Below are 19,465 nucleotides of genomic sequence, written 5' to 3'. Positions count from 1 at the left end.
TCTTTTTCGGCCGCTCCCCGGCCGGGACCCGGCCGCGAGGCCGCGGCCCCCGTACCGGAGAACGAACCGGAGAAGTGGAGCCACCCCCATGAACCTCGGCGTGCGCTGGAGCCTGCACGGCGACGGCCGGACCCCCGCGCCCGGAGCCGTCGTCCGGCCCGACGAGCGGCTCTCGTGGCCGCGTACGGTCGGCCTCGGCGCACAGCACGTAGTGGCCATGTTCGGCGCGTCGTTCGTGGCGCCCGTCCTGATGGGGCTCGACCCCAACCTCGCGATCATGATGTCCGGCGTGGCGACGGTGGTCTTCCTCCTCGCCACCCGCGGCAGGGTCCCCAGCTACCTGGGCTGCTCGCTCTCCTTCGTCGGCGTGGCCGCCACCATCCGGGCCACCGGCGGCGACAGCGCCACGGTCACCGGCGCGGTGCTGGTGGTCGGCGCCGTGCTGTTCCTGGTGGGGCTCGCGGTACGGCGGTTCGGGGCGCGGATCATCCACGCGGCGATGCCGCCGGTCGTGACCGGCGCCGTGGTCATGCTGATCGGGTTCAACCTGGCGCCGGTCACGGCGTCGACGTACTGGCCGCAGGACCAGTGGACCGCGCTGCTGGTGATGCTCTTCACCGGGCTCGCCGTCGTCTGTCTGCGCGGCTTCTGGTCGCGTGTGGCGATCTTCCTGGGGCTGGTCTTCGGCTACGTCCTCTCCTGGGTGTTCGACCTGGCCTTCGGAAAGATCCACTCGCCGCTGGGCGGCGCCGAGGCCGTCGACCACTGGCGCCTGGACCTGTCCGGCGTGGCCAAGGCCGACTGGATCGGGCTGCCCTCCTTCCACGCGCCCGCCTTCGAGTGGTCCGCGATCCTCGTCGCCCTCCCGGTCGTGATCGCGCTCGTCGCGGAGAACGCCGGACACGTCAAGGCCGTCGGCGAGATGACCGGCGACCCGCTCGACGACAAGCTGGGCACCGCGATCGCCGCGGACGGCGCCGCGTCCGTGCTGTCCACCGCCGTGGGCGGCCCGCCGAACACCACGTACTCCGAGAACATCGGCGTCATGGCCGCCACCCGCGTCTACTCGACCGCCGCCTACTGGGCCGCCGCCGGCTTCGCGCTCCTCTTCGGCCTGTGCCCCAAGTTCGGCGCGGTCGTCGCCGCCATCCCCGGCGGTGTCCTGGGCGGGATCACCGTCATCCTCTACGGGATGATCGGTCTGCTGGGCGCGCAGATCTGGCTCAACGCCAAGGTCGACCTGCGCAGCCCGCTCAACCTGGTCCCGGCCGCCGCGGGCATCATCATCGGCGTCGGCGGCGTCAACCTGAAGATCACCGACAACTTCGAGCTGGGCGGCATCGCGCTCGGCACGATCGTCGTCATCACCGGCTACCACGTGCTGCGCGCCTTCGCCCCCGCCCACATGAAGGCGGACCCGCAGGAGCCCCTGCTGGACTCGGGCACGTCCGCGTACGACACCGACGGCACCGACAGCGGTACCCCGGAGGGTGGTCAGCCGGTCGCCAGGTCGTAGGCGTAGCCCGGGGAGAACTCCCCCGCCGCGCCCGAGCAGCCGTCCGACTCGCCCGGCAGCTTGACCCACAGGTAGGCGTCGATCCGGGCCTCGCCGGTCGTGGTCGTGGGCGTACGGCCCAGGGCGCGGCCGGGCGGGTCGCACCACTTGCCGGGCGCCGGCGCGCCGTTGCCGTTGCGGCTGGTGTCGATGACGGCGCCGAGGTGGGCGGGACCGCCGAGCGCCGCGAGCACGCGGCGGGCGTAGGCGGCCTCGTCTGCGGTGCGGTGGAAGTTGGACACGTTCGTGAAGACACCGTCGCCGCTGGTGGCGGCGCCCGCCTCGCGCAGCGCGCGGGCCATCTTGTCCGCGGGGTGCCAGCCCGAGTGCCCGGCGTCGAAGTACACCCGGGCCCGCGGGTTCGCGGCCTTCAGCGCCTTGCCCGCGCGCGCCAGCGCGGCGTAGCGGTCGGCCCGCCGGGGCGCGGACAGGCAGTCGGCGAGCGCGATCGCGTCCGGCTCCAGGATGACGATGACGGGCTCGTCGCCGAGGCCGGCGGCGAAGTCCCGTATCCAGCCGTCGTACGCGGCGAGGTCGGGCGCGCCGCCCCGTGAGGCGCCGCCGCAGTCGCGGTCGGGTATCGCGTACGGGACGAGGACGGGGACTTGGCCGACGGCGGCCGCTCCGGAGGTCACGGCGCGGACCCGGCCGGTGACGGCGCCGGGGTCGTACTGGGTGAACCAGACGGCGGCCGGGTGGGCGGCGATGCGCGACTCGATGAGCGGCCGGCGCGGGTCGTCGGGGTGGGCGCGCACCCAGTCGAGCACCCGCGACCGCGGGTGCCGGTAGAGCGCACCCGACACGGGCTGGGTGGCCGGGGCCGGGCCCTCGGCGCCGGGCTCGGCCTTCGGCGAGGACGTCGGGGTCGGCGAGGACGTCGGCTTGGGCTTCGGCGAAGGCGCGGCGGACGGGCTGGGCGGCGGCGAGGGCGGCGCGAGGGAGGGCAGGATGAGGCTCGGCCGCGCGGGCAGCGGCAGCGGCTCCGGCAGCCCCCTGCCGGAGGCCTCGGCCACGCGGGCCGTGTCGTTCCGCTCGCCGCCGCCGGTCGCGGCGAGCACGCCGCCGGCCGCTCCGACGGCGACGATCACCGAAGCGGCGGCCGCCATGGCGTGACGCCGAGCGGTACGCCGCCGCTCGAGCCGCTCCCGCCGCCGCTCCCGCCGCTGTGCGCGTACGCCTGACACCGTGAGATCCCCCTCCCCCGAAGGCGCCTTCCCCAAGGCGCTTCCCCCGGCCGGCGGTTCCCCCGTTTCGGGGAAGCACGGCTCGGTGGCACCCCTGGGAGCGTACCGACTGCCACCCTGCACCCATGGCACAGACCCAGCAGTTCACGTCGACGGCCGGCTCCGTCGACCCCGTGGTGGCCCGGATGCGGGCGCTGCGTTCGCTGTGGCCGGAGAACGACGGGGTGGCGGTCTTCAACCGGGTCTATCTGACGGTCACCGAGGAGATCGACCGGCACATCGACGCGGGCGGCTTCGTGGACCGGCGGGCCGCCGTCACCCTGGACGTCCGCTTCGCGGAGCGGTACCTCGCGGCGGTGGACGCGGTCGCCGCGGGCGGGCGCCCGCCGGCGTGCTGGCGGCCGCTGTTCCAGTACCGCCGCCATCCCGGCGTACGGCCGCTGCAGTTCGCGCTCGCCGGTATCAACGCGCACATCGGGCACGACCTGGCGCTGGCGGTGGTGGACACCTGCCGTACGCTCCGCTGCGAACCGGAGGCTCTGGAGAGGGAGTTCGACCGCGTGGGCGACATCCTCACCTTGCTGGAGGAGCGCATCCGCGAAGAGGTGATGCCGGGCCCGGACCTGCTGGAGGTCGCGGACCCGCTGACGCATCTGCTCGGCTGCTGGAGCCTGGAGCGGGCCCGCGACGCGGCGTGGCTCGCGGCCCGCTCCCTGTGGCAACTGCACCGGTTCCCCGGCCTGCCGGAGCTGGCCGAGGAGTTCACCGAACGCCTCGACCGCTCCGTGGGCCTGGTGAGCCGGATGCTGCTGACACCCGTGGACCGGTGCGGTGCTCAGTCCTCCGGCAGCTCGACCGGCGCGATCTCGTCGTAGACGTCGCCCGGGCCCGGGTTGGACGGGTCGGTCTCGCCGCCGAAGTGGTGCATGACGCCCCACACGGCGTTCAGCGCGGTCTGCACGGCGCCCTCGGCCCAGCCGGCCGTCCACGAGATGTCGTCACCGGCGAGGAAGATGCCGCGCTTGTCCTCGGGCAGCCGGTCCTGCATGAAGTGCGTGAACAGGCGGCGCTGGTAGCGGTAGTGACCCGGCAGGTTGGCCTTGAACGCGCCCATGAAGTAGGGCTCGTTCTCCCAGGACACGGTCACCGGGTTGCCGATGATGTGCTTGCGGATGTCGACCTTCGGGTAGATCTCGCCGAGCGACTTGAGCATGACCTCCATGCGCTCCTGCGCGGACAGCGGCAGCCACTTGAGGCTGTCGTCGCACCAGGTGTACGAGAGGCAGATGACGGCCGGCTTGTCCGGGCCGTCGTCCAGCAGGTACGTGCCGCGGGTCATGCGGTCGGTGAGCGTCATCGACATGACGTCCCGGCCGGTCTCCTCGTCCTTGTCCAGCCAGAAGGGCCGGTCGACCGGGACGAAGAGCTTGGACGACTCCATGTAGTGGGTGCGCTCCATCGCCGTCCAGTGGTCGATGGGGAAGAGCGAGTCGTCGCAGGCGATCTTGGACAGCAGCATCCAGGACTGGGCGGTGAAGATCGCCGCCTGGTAGGTGCGGATGTCGCCGTTCGCGTCGGTGACGGTGATGCGGTTGCCGGCGGTGCGGTTCAGGCGGGTCACGGCGGGCTTGGGGGCGCCGCCGTGCAGCTTCGCCAGCGAGGTGCCCTGCTCCCAGTGGACGATCTTCTCCGGCTCGCGCTCCCACAGGCGCAGCGGCAGCTGCTGCGAGCCGCCGACGATGCCGCGGTGGTGGTCGTCGGCCTCGGTGTAGACGACGCGGAGGATCTCCAGGATGGAGTTGGGGAAGTCGGTGTCCCAGCCGCCGGTGCCGAAGCCGACCTGGCCGAAGATCTCGCGGTGCCGGAAGGACTTGAAGGCCTCGGACTCGCACAGGAAGCCGTAGAAGGTCTGGTTGTCGAGCTTCTCGACGAGCTTGGCCCAGATCTCGCGGATGCGCGGGACGTCGCGCTCGCGCATGGCGCGGTTCATGTCGGAGAAGTCCGCGCCCTCCTCCAGGCAGTCGTTCCACGCCTTGGCGACGTCGCGGTAGACCTGCGGCAGGTCGTCGATGGTCTGCGCGTAGTGGCTCTCGCCCTTGAGGTCGACGACGGTCGACGGGGTGGCCTCGGCCAGCGGGTTCGGGAACGGCCGGGTCTCCAGGTCCACCAGGTCGATGTAGTGCTGGAGCGCGGTCGAGGAGGGCGGGAAGCGCATGGCGCCCATCTCGGCGGTCAGGCCCTCGGTGCCGGTGCCCTCGAAGCCGACGGTGCGCAGGCGGCCGCCGATCTGGTCGGCCTCGTACACGACCGGCTTGAGGCCCATCTTCATCAGCTCGTACGCGGCGACGATGCCGGAGAGCCCGCCGCCGATGACGGCGACCTCGGTCCCGTGCTCGGTCGCGGGTATCTGGCCGAGCCCGGCCGGGTGGGCCAGGAAGTCGTCGTACGCGTACGGGAAGTCCGGACCGAACATGGTGATCGGCGGCTGCGCGTCGGTGTGCTGGACGGCGGTGGGCACCGTGGACGTCATGGGGTACGGACTCCTTGCACGGGTGAAGAAAGAGGGGTGAGCGGGGGGGGAGCTCAGGTCAGGGAGGTGTAGAGGCCGGGGCGGCGGTCCCGCAGGTACGGGTTGGCCTCGCGCGAGGTGCGCAGCAGCTCGGGGTCGGCGTCGCCGGTGACCAGCTCCTCGGCACGGCCGGCGCGGGCGCGGGCGGTTCCGTCGGGGCCGGCGAGGGCGGACAGGCCGACGAACTCGAAGTCGCCCTCCTGGCCGGTCCGGTTGGCGTACGCGATGTACAGCTGGTTCTCGAAGGCGCGCACCGGTACGACGGACTCGGCGACGACCTCGGCCGGGTGCATCAGTGCGGTCGGCACCAGGAGGAGGTCGGTGCCGGCGAGCGCGTGGGCACGGACGTTCTCCGGGAACTCCACGTCGTAGCAGATCATCAGGCCCACGCGCAGGCCGCCGAGCTCGGTCTGGACGACGGGCTGCTCGCCGGGGGTGAACGAGTCGCTCTCGAAGCCGCCGTAGAGGTGGGTCTTGCGGTAGCTCAGCAGCCGGGTGCCGTCGGGGCCGATCAGCTGCGCGGAGTTGTACACCGTGTCCCCGTCGCGCTCCGGGTAGCCGTACGCGATGGCGAGTCCGTGGCGTCCGGCGATCTCGGCGATCGCGTCGGCCGAGTCGCCGTCGGCGGGCTCGGCGAGCCGGGCGACGCCGTCGCCGATCGCGTACCCGGTCAGGAACATCTCGGGCGCGACCAGCAGGCCGGCGCCGGTGGCGGCGGCGCGGGCGGCGGCCTCGTCGAGGACCTTGAGGTTGGCGGCGACGTCACCGGGCTGTCCGGAGCTCTGGAGCAGGGCGGTGCGCAGCGGCGGCATCGGCAGACCTCGGTCGGGGTGCGGGAGGACGGGGAGGGTGTCGAGAAGACGTTCAAAACGGTACGGTCCGGCGCTCTTCCGGGACAAGGCGTGACCGTTGCGGACCGACCGTTGATCCGTTGCGCGGATGTGGCGGTCGGCGGAGATTCATTGCGAGTGGCTCCCCCACCGGGCGGAGGGTGGCCCCGCCGGGCGGCGGAGGGCGGATCCAACCTGCGCGCGATGTGGCGGAAGAAGGCCGGACGGAACAGTGAGGGGCGTCCGATCACCGGCCGGAAGGGCTTCCACGATGAACCGTCGTATCAAGATCGTCGCTGTCGGGCTGGCAGTGCTGCTCGCCGCCGGGGCCGCGGGCCCCGCCCTGGCCACCGACGACGGACCGGCCCGGACGGGCGGCGTCCGTGAGGCGGCGGCGCTGACCGGTACGGCGATGCTCGCGCGTCCGGCGGGCGACAAGGTCACCGTCTCCTTCGACGCCCACCTGGACGCCGAGGACAACGACAACCCCTTGAACGCCCACGGCACCTTCCGCTTCAGCCACTACGTGGGCGATTGGGGCGGCAAGGCGGAGGCCAGGGTGGACTGCCTGATCACCGGCGGCAAGGTCGCCGTCGTCTCCGGCGTCATCACGAAGGCCGACCGCGATCTGAAGGCCGCGGTCGGCAAGAGGGTCGGGGTCTCCGTGCACGACCTGGGCGGGCAGGACCGGCTCGGCTACAGCTGGGCGGCCCTGGGGCTGCCCCAGGAGACTCCGGACAACCTGCCGAAGTGCATCAGCTCGGCCCCCTTCGAGAAGACGGAGCCGGGCTCCGGGACCTTCCGGGTGCTGCCCTGGGAGCCGCGGCGCTGACGGCCCGCCGTCAGGCGGGCGAGCCGGACGAGAAGCGCCGCAGCAGCGGGGAGAGGACCAGGACCGACTTGGTGCGCTCCACGAAGGGCTCGCCCGCGATCCGCTCCAGCACCCGCTCGAAGTGGCGCATGTCGGAGGCGAAGACCTGGACGATCGCGTCCGCGTCACCGGTGACGGTGGACGCGGACGCGATCTCGGGGTAGCGCTCGAGACCGCGCTGGATGGTCTCGGGCGAGGTGTTGCCGCGTGCGTAGATCTCGATGAAGCCCTCGGTCTCCCAGCCGAGCGCGGCCGGGTCGACCCGCACCGTGAAGCCGGTGATGGCGCCCTCCGCCCGCAGCCGGTCCACGCGCCGCTTGACGGCGGGCGCGGACAGGCCCACGAGCGAGCCGATGTCGGCGTAGGAGCGGCGGGCGTCCTCCGCCAGGGCGTGGACGATGCGTTCGTCGAGATCGTTCAGTCGCACTACGGGTGGGTCACTTCTCTGCGGTCGCCAGTCTGGAGCGGCTCATGCCGTACACGAAGTAGACCACGAGACCCACGGCCATCCAGATACCGAAGTAGGCCCAGGTGATCATGTCGAGGCTGTACATGCTGTAGCCGCAGAAGATGAAGCCCAGCACGGGGAAGAGCGGGCCGAACGGCACCTTGAAGGTGCGCGACAGCTCGGGCCTGGTGAAGCGGAGCACGACGACCGCGATGTTGACCAGCGCGAAGGCGAACAGCGTGCCGATGCTGGTGGCGTTGACGAGCTCGCCGAGCGGGATCGCCGCGGCGAGGATGCCGCAGAACAGCGAGACGATCACGGTGTTGACGCGCGGGGTGCCGGTCTTGGGGCTGACCTTGCCGAAGACCTTCGGCACCAGGCCGTCGCGGGACATGGCGAAGAGGATGCGGGTCTGGCCGTAGAGCACGGTCAGCACGACGCTGGCGATGGAGATCACCGCGCCGGCGGCGAGCAGCGTGCCCCAGAAGCTCTGACCGGTGACGTCGTTCATGATCGCGGCGAGCGAGGCCTCGGAGCCCTCGAACTTCTTCCAGTCCCAGGCGCCCACGGCGACGGCCGCGACGAGCACGTACAGCGCGGTGACGATGACCAGCGAGAGCATGATCGCCCGCGGCAGGTCGCGCTTGGGGTTCTTGGCCTCCTCACCGGCGGTGGAGGCGGCGTCGAAGCCGATGTACGAGAAGAAGAGGATGGCGCCCGCGGCACCGACGCTGCTCACGCCGAGCGGCATGAAGTCGGAGTAGTTGCCGGACTTGAAGCCCATGAAGCCGATGGCGCAGAAGAGGACGAGCGCCGCGATCTTGACGCCCACCATGATGGTGTTGGCGCGGGCGGACTCCTTGGCGCCGCCGAGCAGGAACACCATCGCCAGCATGACGACGATCAGGGCGGGCAGGTTGAATATGCCGCCCTCGCCGGGGGGCGCGGTGACCGCCGCGGGCAGGGTGACGCCGATCGTGCCGTCGAGGAGCTGGTTGAGGTAGTCGCCCCAGCCGACCGCCACGGCGGCGACGGACACGCCGTACTCCAGGAGCAGGCACCAGCCGCAGACCCAGGCGACGAGTTCACCCATCGTTGCGTACGCGTACGAGTACGACGAGCCGGCGACGGGGATGGTGCCCGCCAGTTCGGCGTAGGAGAGGGCCGAGAAGAGCGCCGTGAGACCGGCGAAGACGAAGGCCAGGGTGACGGCCGGGCCGGCCAGCGGGACGGCTTCGCCGAGGACGACGAAGATGCCGGTGCCGAGCGTGGCACCGATGCTGATCATGGTCAGCTGCCACATGGAGAGCGAGCGGCGGAGGCTGCCGCCCTCACCCTGCCCACCCTCTGCGACCAGCACATCCACCGGCTTGCGCCGAGTGAGAGCGGAGAGCCCGGACGCCTTGGGCGCGGATGGCTCGGTGGCGGGAGGGGCTGCGCCTTGGTCCAGCACTGCGGAGGCTCCTTCATCGCTGCGGGGGTCGGCGACGGCGACTCCGCGGCGGCTCACGGGCGCGTCGAACGCCACCCGAGGGGGAAGGGGACCGCCGAGCGGGCGGTCGCCGCCACTCCTGGTACGGGGCACGAGCCTAAGCGCCGAGCTTCGCGCTTGTAATGAAGCGTTGTTGCGCATCGGCGCATGATCATTGCGCACTTGGGGCACGGACGGGGAAACATTGCGCCCTGCCGCACGAATCGACACATTGGGGCCGGGAGCAGGCACTTTCGCCGAGCGTGGCGGACCGGAGGGAGACCCCCTGATGAGCTGGCTGGATCCGGTGCCTTTCCTGCGTGGTACGGCCTGGCTGGACCCACGGTGCCGGGGCCGCGCGGTGCGCGCCGCGCCGGGTGTGCTGGCCCGGCTGCCGTGGGACACCGCCCAGCGGGCCGCGCTGCCCATCGGGGTGCGCCTGGAGTTCACGGCCTCGCCGGGCACCCGCGCCGTCGAGATCCGCTACCGGACGTCCGTACCGGCGGGACACGGCCACGCGGACGACGGCGACCGCGCGGACGGCGCGGAGAACGCGGACGGCGCGGAGAATACGGACGGCGCGGACGCGCTGCGCGCGCTCGGGCACTGCTTCGCGCTCTGGGAGGGCGAGCGGTGCGTCGGCGAGACGTGCGCGCAACCGGAGGATGGCGCCGAGGAGGCCACGGTCACCCTGGAGCTCCCCGATACCTCCGCCCCGGCTCCGAGCCGTCTCGGGCCCTTCACCGTCCATCCGCCCGAGGCCGTCGGGCCCGTGGTCCTCGGGGTGCGGGCGGTCGGCGGCGGCATCGCGCCCGCCGCGCCGCGGCCGCGCTGGGTGGTGCACGGCGACTCCATCACCGAGGGCTGGTGGTCGACCCGCCCCGCGCACGCGTGGCCCGCCGTCGCCGGGCGCATGCTCGGCGTCGACACGGTGAACCTCGGCTACGCGGGCTCCGCGCGCGGTGAGCTGCCGGTCGCCGAGCAGCTCGCGACCCTCCCCGCCGAGCTGCTGACCCTCGCCTTCGGCACGAACTGCTGGTCCGGCACCCCGTTCTCCGCGCCGCTGCTGTACGAGACGGTGCGGGCCTTCGTCGCCCTGGTACGGCGCGGCCACCCGGACACGCCGCTGCTGCTGGTCTCGCCGGTGCTGCGCCCGGACGCCGAGAGCGCGCCCAACGCGCTGGGCGCGACGCTGGCCCAGCTGCGCACGGCCATGGAGGAGGCCGTACGGGACCTGGTGGCCGCCGGGGACACCCGGCTTTCGCTGCTCCCGGGCCGCGGCGTACTGCGGCCGGAGCACCTGGTGGACGGGCTCCATCCCGACGACACCGGGCACGCCCGGATCGCGGCGGCGGTCGCGCGGGCGCTGCGCCCGTACACGGGCCGGGGCGGGTCGGGGCGACTCGCCGCACCACCGGAATGAGCGCGCGAACTCGGGGTAGGGGCGCCTTCGGTCGGTGACGTCCATCCGAGGAGGTTCTGTCGTGCTCATGGCCCACCCCACGGTCCTGCGCAAGCTCGTGGCGCGGTACGAGGAGCTGTCCGCGGCCGCTTCGGCGTCCGCTCCGGATCCGGCGCTCACGCGTCAACGCGAGGACACCGCCTACACCTTGTGCGTGTCGACGGGCACGCGGGACGTACGGGACGCGCTGCGGGTGGCGAGACGAGTGCTGGAAGCGGGAGGCGGCCGGACCACGGCCGCCCCCTCGCTGACGGCGGCCGCGCGCTGAGGCGGGCGGAGAAGGGCGGGAAGGGCGGTGACCGGCGCTCCGGTCACCGCCCTTCCGGCCTGGTTCGACGAGGGGGTTTTTCTCCGATTCCGCCACGCCATTACGATCCAACGGCCGTTGAACATGAGAAACGGGCCGCGTACATCCGATCTTCCGGCACCCGAATCCGGAAACCCGTCCGCCCGTTTCCGATTGGGAGAGGTGCTTGTGAACATCAGCGAAACCAGTGCGCGTGACCGCCTTTGCGAGGCTCTGCGGGAGCGCGAGGAGGAGATCGCGGACCGGTGGGTCCGGCTGCAGTTGGAGCAGGCGTCGGTGCTCGGCTCGGACATGAGCGAGCAGGAGGTGCGGGAGGAGGCGGACCTGCTCATCTCCGCCCTGGCCGCCGGCCTGGCGAGCGATACGCCCGTGGAGCGGCTGGTCACGTCCCGCAACGAACTGCGGCAGACGGTGATAGAGCTGTCCCTGCGCCGGGCGCGGGCGGGCGTCTCGCCGACCGCCACTTCCATGGCCGTGCTGTCGCTCAAGGAGGCGCTGCTCTCCGCGGTCCAGCACACCACGCGCGACTCGGCCGACCTGTTCTCCGCCGCGATCCTGATCAACCGGCTGCTGGACGCGGCCGGTGTGCTCTCCTTCGAGACGTACGTGGAGGGGCGCGAGGAGATCATCCAGCGGCAGAGCCGGCAGCTGCTCGAAGTCTCGACGCCCGTCGTACGGCTGTGGCGGCACGTGCTGGCCGTGCCGCTGATCGGCACGCTCGACACCGCGCGGACGCAGGTGGTGATGGAGAGCCTGCTGCAGGCGATCGAGGACAACGAGGCGCAGGTCGCCATCATCGACATCACCGGCGTACCGGCCGTGGACACCGCCGTCGCCCAGCACCTGATGCACACGGTCAACGCCGTACGGCTGATGGGCGCCGACTGCGTCATCAGCGGGATCCGACCGCCCATCGCGCAGACGATCGCGCAGCTGGGTATCGACCTGTCGACGATTCTGACGCGCGGGACCCTGGCAGACGCCCTGGCGGCGGCGATCCGGCTCACCGACCAGCCTGACGTCGACCCGGCTTCGGCCCCGGCCCGGTCGGTGAGCGCGTGACCACGCGCCGCGCCACGGGCGTCCCCATCCTGCGGCTCGGTGACGTGCTGATCACCGGGCTGCTCAACGAGCTGGACGATCAGTCGGCGGTGGCCTTCACCGACGAACTCACCGAGCGGATCGCCGCCGACGGCGCCCGGGGGGTGCTGATCGACATCTCCCGCCTGGAGATCATCGACTCGTTCGTGGCGCGCACCCTGATGGAGCTGGCCACCATGGCCCGTCTGCTGGGAGCGCGGGTCATCGTGGCGGGGATGCGGCCGGCGGTCGCCATCACCCTGGTGGAACTCGGGCTCCAGCTGACCGGTGTCGAGACCGCGCTCAACGCGGAGCAGGGCCTGACGGCCCTCGGCTGGCACCGCATGCCCCATGCCCCATCCCCCGGCGGGAGGTCCTGAGTGACGTTCCACGGTGAACGGCTGGCGCCGGGTGTCGAGCTGGTACCCCAGCGGGGCCCGGTGACCGAGTCCGCCGGCAGAGGCCGACCCACGCCCCGCACCGACGAGGCCCGGACCGCTGACGGCCGCGCCGATGACATCCGGACCGGTGACACCCGGACCGGTGAGGCCCGCGCCGCCGGCGCCGGCGCCGCCGACCCGCAGGCCGCCGCCGATCCTCCGCCCGGCGCGGCCCGCTACCCCGTCGCCTCGGAGGAGGACCTCCTCGCCGCGCGCCACGCCGTGCGCGCCGCGACGATCGCGGCCGGTTTCGGGCTCGTCGACCAGACCAGGATCGTCACGGCGGCCAGCGAACTCGCCCGCAACGCCTACGTACACGGCGGCGGGGGCAGCCTGGAGATCCAGCTCGTCGCCACGCCGGGCCGGCGCGGTCTGCGGCTCACCGTCCGCGACCAGGGCCCCGGCATCCCGGACGTGGAGAAGGCCCTCGCCGACGGCTTCACCACGGGTTCCGGGCTCGGCCACGGCCTGGGCGGAGCGCGGCGGCTGATGCACGAGTTCCAGGTGCACAGCGCCCCGGGCCGGGGCACCACCGTCGTCGTCACCCGCTGGAACGACCGCTGATGTCCGTCACCACCCACATCCGGGTCGACCACTACAGCGCCGTCCAGCTCGCGGCCTCCACGGCCCGCCGGACGGCGCTCGACCAGGGGCTGGCCGGCGCCCTGCCGGACCGGGCGGCCGTCCTGGCGAGCGAGCTCGCCAGCAACGTGGCCCGGCACGGCCGCAACGGGTCGCTGTACCTGCAGCCGCTGCCGCTGCGCCGGGGGGTGGAGATCCTCGCCGTGGACCGGGGCCCGGGCATGGCCGACCCCGAGCGCTGCATGACCGACGGCTACAGCACCGGGGGCTCACTCGGCTCGGGCCTCGGAGCCGTACGCAGGATCGCCGACGAGTTCACCCTCCGTACGAAGGAGGGCACCGGGACGCTGGTGTGCGCCCGGCTCGGCGAGCCGGGCGCCGACGACGGCCCGGCGGCGGACGGGACCCCGGCCGTCGGGGCGGTACGCGTCCCCGCCGACGGCGAGAGCGCCTGCGGCGACGCGTGGGGCGTGGCGGTGACCGACGGCGCCCAGACGGCCCTGGTCGTCGACGGCCTGGGCCACGGCGCGCCCGCCTCCGAGGCCGCGGAGCTCGCCGTGCGCACCTTCCACCGCGACCCCGGGCAACCGCTGCCGGACCTGCTGCGGGCGATGAACCGGGCGCTGCGGCACAGCCGGGGCGCCGCGGTGGCGCTGCTGCGCCGGACGGCGGACGTGCTGGAGGTGTCCTCCGTGGGCAATGTGCGCGGGCTGCTGCTGACGCCGGGCGGCGTACGGCGGCGCTTCGGCGGCCAGCCGGGCGTCGTCGGCTGGAACATGCCGGACCCCCGGGTGCAGCGGATCCCCGCCGAGCCCGGCACCGTATCGATCCTGCACAGCGACGGCGTCGACGCCCGCTGGGCGGACTCCCCCTCGCCCTTCCTCACCGCGCTGCCCGCCCCGCTGCTCGCCGCCGCCCTCGTGCACGCGCACCGGCGCAGCAGGGACGACGCGACCGTCCTGACCCTCGGCCCGGCACGGAGGGACACATGAGCGAGAGACCGATGAATCCGCAGACCACCACGCACCACTCGCTCGCCGGGCTGCGCGCCACGCTGCGCCGCCTCGCCCACCGGGCCGGTCTGTCCGTCGAGACGCGCTACCGGCTGGCACTGTCGGTGACCCGGGTGGCGGCCGCCGAGCTGCAGGCCGGGCGGCCGGTGTTCCTGGAGACGGTGCCCCCGGGCCCGGCCGCGTCCGACGGCGAGGGCCGGCTGACCGTACGGCTCCACATGCCGCACGCACCGCACCGGCCGGCCCTGGACGGGCTGCCGCTGCCGGCCGAGCGGCTGCCGGGGCCGGCGGCCGTGTGGCGGGTGCCCGCGGCCTCCCCCGGTGCGTCCGGTTCCTCGGCCGCGGAGCCCTCCCGTGACGGTCCGCCGGGGCTGGTGGAGCTCCTGGAGGAGGAGCTGAGCGCGGCGGTCGACCGCATGGACGCGCTCGCCGCGGACCACCAGCGGCTCAAGCACGAGCTGGCCGAGACGAACAGCGGCGTGCTGGCCCTCTACGTACAGCTGGAGGAGCGCGACGAGCAGCTGCGGCAGGCGCACGGGCGGATACTGCGCCAGCTGGAGGACGCGCTGCGCCCGCCGCCGGTGCGGGTGCCCGGCCTGGAGCTGGCCGTGCACTACGAGCCGGCGGAGAAGCACGCCCCGACGGGCGGCGACCTGTACGACTGGTTCGTCCTGCCGGACGGCACGGTGCACATCACGGTGGTGGACGCCCTGGGGCACGGGCTGACCAGTACGCGCAGCGCGCTCAACGTCACCCATGCCGTACGGACGCTGGCGCTGGAGGGGCATCCCCTGGAGTCGATCGTGGCCCGCACGGACGAGGTGCTGGCCACCTTCGACCACGAGCTGATGGCCACGGTGCAGCTCGTCCGGCTCGATCCGGCGAGCGGCGAGCTGGTGATGGCCAACGGCAGCCATCCGCCCGCCCTCCTCGTACGGGCGGACGGCGAGACCCGCCTGCTGGAGGTACGCGGCCGGGGCATCGGCTTCCCGCTGCCGGGCAGCGAGCGGCTGCTGCGGGACCGGCTGGACCCCGGCGATCTGCTGGTGCTCTACACGGACGGGCTCACCGAGAGCCGCCGCGACCCGCGCGAAGGCGAGCGGCGGCTGGCGAAGGCGGCGCGGAACCACCGGCACCGGCCGATAGAGGAGATCCCGGCCGCCATCGCCGAGGAGATGCACACGGTGATCATGCATCCGGACGACACGGTGGCCCTCACCGTCCGGCGCGCGGGCGGCGACCTCGGGGGTTGACACCGGTGGTTAACCCCCGGGGGCCGGGTAGGCGAGAAGGTGACGCGAGGAGGAGCCGCCCATGTATGTCATGGAGTCACCGCCCGGCGACAGCACCTCGGTCCGCAGCGTGACCGCCGGTTTCCTGGCCGAGCACTGCCCATGGGCCGACTGGGACGCCGTACAGCTCGTCGTGACGGAGCTCACGGCGAACGCCATGCGCCACACCCAGGGGTGGTGGCGCCTCCGGCTGCGCGCCGAGGCCGACGAACTGTGCGTGGAGATCGACGACGGAAGCACCCGCGCCCCGGAGGTGCGTACGCCGGACTTCGCCGGAGGCGGGGGCTTCGGCTGGCCCATGGTGCTGAGCCTGGCCGGCCGGGTGGAGGTCCGGCGCCACGCGGGCGGCAAGACGGTCCGGGCGGTGTGGGCACGGTCCTGACCAGCGCCACGGCCCTTGACGAACACCGCGGCCCGGCCGCCCTGTGCCCTGCCGGACGCGCCGCGGTCCTGCCGCAAGGGCCGCGGTGGTGCCGCAAGGGCCGCGGCTCTGAGACACACCGGGTAGGCCACACACGCGCAGGCCCCACACGCGTAGGCTCCGGGCCGCACGGGCCCGGAGCCTACGCGCGACTCCACCTCACTCCACTGCCAGCAGGCCTTCCCGGAGCCGTGCGGTGATCCGCGCCAGCAACCGCGACACATGCATCTGCGACACACCCAGCTCGGCGCCGATCTGGGACTGCGTCATCTCGTCCACGAACCGCATCCGCAGGATCTCGCGGTCGCGCTCGTCGAACTCCTCGATGAGCGGCTTGAGCGCCTGCACGTTCTCGACGAGATCCAGTTCCTTGTCGGGCTCGCCCAGCCGGTCGCCGAGGGTCTCCGAGGCGTTGGCGTCCCCCGCGTCGTCCAGGGGCAGGTCGAGTGAGCCGGCCGAGTAGCCGTTGGCGGCGACGAGGCCCTCGATGACCTCGTCCTCCTCGAGGCCCAGGTGGGCGGCGAGCTCGGCGGGCGTCGGCGAGCGGTCGAGCTGCTGGAACAGCACGTCGGTGGCGCGGGCCAGGTCGATGCGGAGCTCCTGGAGCCGGCGCGGCACGTGGACCGACCAGCTGGTGTCCCGGAAGAAGCGCTTGATCTCACCGACCACGCACGGCATGGCGAAGGTCGTGAACTCGACCTCACGGCTCAGCTCGAAGCGGTCGATGGCCTTGATCAGGCCGATGGTGCCGACCTGGATGATGTCCTCCATCTGGTCGGAGCGGCTGCGGAAGCGCGTGGCCGCGTACTTGACCAGGGACAGGTTGAGCTCGATGAGCGTGTTGCGAACGTACTGGTACTCCTCCGTGCCTTCCTCCAGCACGGCCAGCCGTTCGAAGAACCGCTTCGAAAGTTCCTTCGCGTCCCTCGGAGCCACCTCGCCGGGGTTCGGCACGTCCGGCAGCTGGGTCGTCGGAGCGTCGGTCCCCGTCGAGATCGTGGTCGCCATGGACACTGCACCCTCCCTATTCGTCTCCTACGGTCGCAAGGCCCGGGTACCCGGGTTACCCGAGTGCACGCCTTCAAATCCGGTCAAGCCCTGGAAAAATGAAAGGGGCCGCTTACGCCGACGGCGCAAACGACCCCTTCCTCTTGACGCAGGGGGCCACACCGGCCGTTACGGTCGGCCGATTGACGGAGCGTCAGCTCCAGCTGGCGTGCAGCGGCTTGCCCTCGGCGTAACCGGCGGCGCTCTGGATGCCGACGATGGCCTTCTCGGCGAACTCCTCCAGGGAGCCGGCACCGGCGTAGGTGCAGGAGGAGCGGACGCCCGCGATGATCGAGTCGATCAGGTCCTCGACGCCCGGACGGGTCGGGTCGAGGAACATGCGCGAGTGGGAGATGCCCTCCTCGAAGAGCGCCTTGCGAGCCCGGTCGTACGCGGACTCCTCGCTCGTGCGGTTGCGGACGGCGCGCGCGGAGGCCATGCCGAACGACTCCTTGTAGAGGCGCCCGTTGGCGTCCTGCTGGAGGTCGCCCGGGGACTCGTACGTGCCCGCGAACCAGGAGCCGATCATGACGTTGGACGCACCGGCGGCGAGCGCCATGGCGACGTCACGCGGGTGGCGGACACCGCCGTCGGCCCAGACGTGCTTGCCGTACTTCTTCGCCTCGGCGGCGCACTCCAGCACGGCGGAGAACTGCGGGCGGCCCACGCCGGTCATCATGCGGGTGGTGCACATGGCGCCGGGGCCCACACCGACCTTGATGATGTCCGCGCCGGCCTCGATCAGGTCGCGCACGCCCTCGGCGGCGACGATGTTGCCCGCGACGATCGGGACGTGCGGGTCCAGGCCGCGCACGGTCCGGATCGCGCTGATCATGGACTCCTGGTGGCCGTGCGCGGTGTCGATGACGAGCGTGTCCACGCCCGCGTCGAGCAGCTGCTTGGCCTTGCCCGCCACGTCGCCGTTGATGCCGACGGCGGCGGCGATGCGCAGCTTGCCGTTGGCGTCGACGGCCGGGCTGTAGAGGGTCGCGCGCAGGGCGCCCTTGCGGGTCAGGATGCCGGCGAGGCGGCCGTCCTCGTCCACGGCGGGGGCGTAGCGGCGGTTGTGGTGGTCCAGCGTGTTGAACGCCTCGCGCGGGTCGATGTCCGCGTCGAGGAGCAGCAGGTCCTTGGACATGACCTCGGAGAGCTGCGTGAAGCGGTCCACACCGGTCAGGTCCTGGTCGGTGACGACACCGATCGGGCGCTGGTCGGCGTCGACGACCACACCGGCGTTGTGCGCGCGCTTCGGCAGCAGCGACAGGGCGTCGGCGACGGTCTGGTGCGGGTCGAGGACGATCGGGGTGTCGAGCACGTGGTGGCGGCTCTTGACCCAGGAGATGACGTCGGTGACGACCTCGATCGGAATGTCCTGCGGGATGACGACCAGGCCACCGCGGCGGGCGACGGTCTCGGCCATCCGGCGGCCGGCGATCGCGGTCATGTTGGCGACGACCAGCGGGATGGTGGTCCCGGTCCCGTCGGGGGAGGACAGGTCGACACCCTGGCGGGAGCCCACGGCCGAGCGGCTAGGCACCATGAATACGTCGTCGTACGTGAGGTCGTACGGCGGCTTCAGGTCATTGAGGAAACGCACGTGCTGAACATCCCAGTCGTTCGGAGTTGGCCCCCGGGCATTTCAGCCGGGGGGAAAACGCACGTACTTCATTGTCCCATGGCGCCACCGGTATCGACCCCAGGCGAAAGCTCCAGGCCACGCCGGGGTGGACTGGTAGCTTCCTACGAAAGCGTCGCCGTGCGCGCGCTAGGCGTCCGGGTCGGCGCGGTCCAGGGCCGGCCGCGGGCCCGGGGTGAACTCCGTGAGCAGGTAGTCGGCCGCCGAGGTGTCCGTGACCAGGCTGGTGACCAGCCCGGAGCGCAGGACGGCGCCGATCGCCGCGGCCTTGCGCTGGCCGCCCGCGATGGCCACCACCTCGGGGATGCGGCGGAGCCGGTCGGCCTCGACCGTGATGCACCGCTCGCCGAGGTCGCGGCCGACGCGCCGGCCGTGGGTGTCGAAGAGGTGGGCGGACATCTCGGCGGCGACACCGAGGGAGGCGTAGTGGGCGCGCTCCTCGTCGCTGAGCATGTCGTGGACGGTGGAGATGCCCGGCTCCCAGGAGCCGATGGAGACCGCGGCGACCGTCACCTTGTCGAAGTACTCGAAGGCACGGGCGATACCGGTCTGGCTGCGCAGCGCGGCGGCGGTCGCCGGGTCGGGCAGCAGCATCGGCGCGTAGATCGGGTGCGCTTCGCCGCCGGAGACCTGGGCGGCGCGGCGTACCGCCTCGACGGAGCCGCGCTCGGCGGTGCCGGCGTCGTACACCCCGGTGAGCTGGACGACCGTGCAGGGCGGCAGCCGGTCGAGGGCGGCCGCCATGTGGATGGTGGAGCGGCCCCAGGCCAGGCCCAGGACGTCGCCCTCGTTGACCAGCTCGCCGAGCAGGTCGGCGGCGACCTCGCCGAGGTTCTCCGGGTCGGGCGACTCGTCCTCGCCCTCCGGCGGCGACTCCACGACGACCGCGTGGCGCAGCCCGTAGCGGGCGCGCAGCGCGTCGGAGCGCTCCGCGTCGAGCTCGGCGGGCACGCGGATCTCGATCCGTACGAGATCACGCTCCAGGGCGGTCTCCAGGACCCGGGCGACCTTGAAGCGGCTTACGCCGAACTCCTCCGCGATCTGGATCTTGGATTTGCCCTCGAGGTAGAAGCGGCGGGCCATGGCCGCCGCCTGCACCAGCTCCGCGGGTCCCATCCGCAGGGCTGGCCGTCCCGCCGACATTGCAGACACCGCGATCTCCTCACTGCTGTTCGCACTCCGGATTGCCATCCTTGCAGATCCGGCGTTCCTTGATCAGTCCTGTTGGTTTGCGTTCACCGGGCCGTTGCTCAGCGG

Annotated in this window: 19 protein-coding genes; 11 read left to right on the top strand and 8 right to left on the bottom strand. The window is 72.5% G+C overall.

The features are described 5' to 3' along the window. Positions 1–88 precede the first annotated feature (88 nt). A complete protein-coding gene (locus tag AC07FJ_RS32505; protein ID WP_479052788.1) occupies positions 89–1,516 on the top strand; it encodes a uracil-xanthine permease family protein in 1,428 nt (475 codons plus the stop codon). On the opposite strand, the gene AC07FJ_RS32500 is transcribed toward AC07FJ_RS32505, so the two are convergent. Next, a complete protein-coding gene (locus tag AC07FJ_RS32500) occupies positions 1,495–2,739 on the bottom strand; it encodes a glycoside hydrolase family 6 protein (protein ID WP_479052787.1) in 1,245 nt (414 codons plus the stop codon). The genes AC07FJ_RS32505 and AC07FJ_RS32500 overlap by 22 nt on opposite strands. 125 nt (positions 2,740–2,864) lie before the next feature. Here AC07FJ_RS32500 and AC07FJ_RS32495 point away from each other — a divergent pair, with 125 nt between their 5' ends. Next, the gene (locus AC07FJ_RS32495; RefSeq protein ID WP_479052786.1) at positions 2,865–3,614 is read left to right on the top strand and encodes a DUF5995 family protein; all 750 of its coding nucleotides are present in this window, start codon (positions 2,865–2,867) and stop codon (positions 3,612–3,614) included. Here the strand turns inward: AC07FJ_RS32495 and AC07FJ_RS32490 are convergent. Both AC07FJ_RS32490 and AC07FJ_RS32485 read right to left on the bottom strand, forming a co-directional pair. After that, positions 3,575–5,269 carry a flavin monoamine oxidase family protein gene (locus tag AC07FJ_RS32490; protein WP_479052785.1) on the bottom strand — a complete coding sequence of 565 codons (1,695 nt, stop codon included), beginning with the start codon at positions 5,267–5,269 and terminating at the stop codon, positions 3,575–3,577. The two genes, AC07FJ_RS32495 and AC07FJ_RS32490, sit on opposite strands and share 40 nt — an antisense overlap. Before the next feature lie 53 nt (positions 5,270–5,322). Then, positions 5,323–6,111, bottom strand: coding sequence for a carbon-nitrogen hydrolase family protein (locus AC07FJ_RS32485; RefSeq protein WP_479052830.1), 789 nt, complete (start codon positions 6,109–6,111; stop codon positions 5,323–5,325). Positions 6,112–6,409: 298 nt separating this feature from the next. Between AC07FJ_RS32485 and AC07FJ_RS32480 the strand changes: the two genes are divergently transcribed. After that, positions 6,410–6,970, top strand: a complete 561-nt coding sequence (locus AC07FJ_RS32480; RefSeq protein ID WP_479052784.1) for a Repetin — start codon at positions 6,410–6,412, stop codon at positions 6,968–6,970. 10 nt (positions 6,971–6,980) lie between these two features. On the opposite strand, the gene AC07FJ_RS32475 is transcribed toward AC07FJ_RS32480, so the two are convergent. After that, positions 6,981–7,436 carry an Lrp/AsnC family transcriptional regulator gene (locus AC07FJ_RS32475; RefSeq protein ID WP_031078195.1) on the bottom strand — a complete coding sequence of 152 codons (456 nt, stop codon included), beginning with the start codon at positions 7,434–7,436 and terminating at the stop codon, positions 6,981–6,983. A 10-nt stretch (positions 7,437–7,446) separates the two neighbouring features. Further along, positions 7,447–8,910 carry an amino acid permease gene (locus AC07FJ_RS32470; protein WP_479052783.1) on the bottom strand — a complete coding sequence of 488 codons (1,464 nt, stop codon included), beginning with the start codon at positions 8,908–8,910 and terminating at the stop codon, positions 7,447–7,449. Between the two features lie 307 nt (positions 8,911–9,217). Between AC07FJ_RS32470 and AC07FJ_RS32465 the strand changes: the two genes are divergently transcribed. The 8 genes from AC07FJ_RS32465 to AC07FJ_RS32430 all read left to right on the top strand — a co-directional run bounded on the left by AC07FJ_RS32465 (position 9,218) and on the right by AC07FJ_RS32430 (position 15,486). Then, on the top strand, positions 9,218–10,351 hold the full coding sequence (locus tag AC07FJ_RS32465) for a GDSL-type esterase/lipase family protein (RefSeq protein WP_479052782.1): 1,134 nt from the start codon (positions 9,218–9,220) through the stop codon (positions 10,349–10,351). A 67-nt stretch (positions 10,352–10,418) separates the two neighbouring features. Further along, positions 10,419–10,658, top strand: a complete 240-nt coding sequence (locus AC07FJ_RS32460; protein WP_479052781.1) for a DUF5133 domain-containing protein — start codon at positions 10,419–10,421, stop codon at positions 10,656–10,658. 207 nt (positions 10,659–10,865) lie between these two features. Further along, positions 10,866–11,759 (top strand): STAS domain-containing protein, encoded by an 894-nt coding sequence (locus AC07FJ_RS32455; RefSeq protein WP_479052780.1) that lies wholly within the window; start codon positions 10,866–10,868, stop codon positions 11,757–11,759. Continuing rightward, positions 11,756–12,157: an STAS domain-containing protein gene (locus tag AC07FJ_RS32450; RefSeq protein WP_479052779.1), complete on the top strand. Its 402-nt coding sequence runs from the start codon at positions 11,756–11,758 to the stop codon at positions 12,155–12,157. Before AC07FJ_RS32455 ends, AC07FJ_RS32450 begins: the two co-directional genes overlap by 4 nt. Beyond that, entirely contained in the window at positions 12,158–12,781 is a 624-nt protein-coding gene (locus AC07FJ_RS32445) for an anti-sigma regulatory factor (RefSeq protein ID WP_479052778.1), read from the top strand. Next, positions 12,781–13,791 carry an ATP-binding protein gene (locus AC07FJ_RS32440; protein ID WP_479052777.1) on the top strand — a complete coding sequence of 337 codons (1,011 nt, stop codon included), beginning with the start codon at positions 12,781–12,783 and terminating at the stop codon, positions 13,789–13,791. The genes AC07FJ_RS32445 and AC07FJ_RS32440 overlap by 1 nt, the downstream gene beginning before the upstream one ends. Beyond that, the gene (locus AC07FJ_RS32435; protein ID WP_479052776.1) at positions 13,788–15,065 is read left to right on the top strand and encodes a PP2C family protein-serine/threonine phosphatase; all 1,278 of its coding nucleotides are present in this window, start codon (positions 13,788–13,790) and stop codon (positions 15,063–15,065) included. Before AC07FJ_RS32440 ends, AC07FJ_RS32435 begins: the two co-directional genes overlap by 4 nt. Positions 15,066–15,126: 61 nt before the next feature. Beyond that, a complete protein-coding gene (locus AC07FJ_RS32430) occupies positions 15,127–15,486 on the top strand; it encodes an ATP-binding protein (protein ID WP_479052775.1) in 360 nt (119 codons plus the stop codon). A gap of 198 nt (positions 15,487–15,684) precedes the next feature. Here AC07FJ_RS32430 and AC07FJ_RS32425 read toward each other — a convergent pair whose 3' ends face one another. From AC07FJ_RS32425 to AC07FJ_RS32415, 3 genes are all read right to left on the bottom strand, one after another. Next, positions 15,685–16,533, bottom strand: coding sequence for an RNA polymerase sigma factor SigF (locus AC07FJ_RS32425; RefSeq protein ID WP_479052774.1), 849 nt, complete (start codon positions 16,531–16,533; stop codon positions 15,685–15,687). Between the two features lie 193 nt (positions 16,534–16,726). Continuing rightward, positions 16,727–18,169 (bottom strand): GuaB1 family IMP dehydrogenase-related protein, encoded by a 1,443-nt coding sequence (locus AC07FJ_RS32420; protein WP_479052773.1) that lies wholly within the window; start codon positions 18,167–18,169, stop codon positions 16,727–16,729. Positions 18,170–18,337: 168 nt separating this feature from the next. Then, on the bottom strand, positions 18,338–19,351 hold the full coding sequence (locus tag AC07FJ_RS32415; protein ID WP_355367414.1) for a sugar-binding transcriptional regulator: 1,014 nt from the start codon (positions 19,349–19,351) through the stop codon (positions 18,338–18,340). Positions 19,352–19,465 lie beyond the last annotated feature (114 nt).

The sequence above is a fragment of the Streptomyces sp. NPDC045998 genome, assembly GCF_056430285.1.
This window is presented reverse-complemented; position numbering and strand designations above follow the sequence as displayed.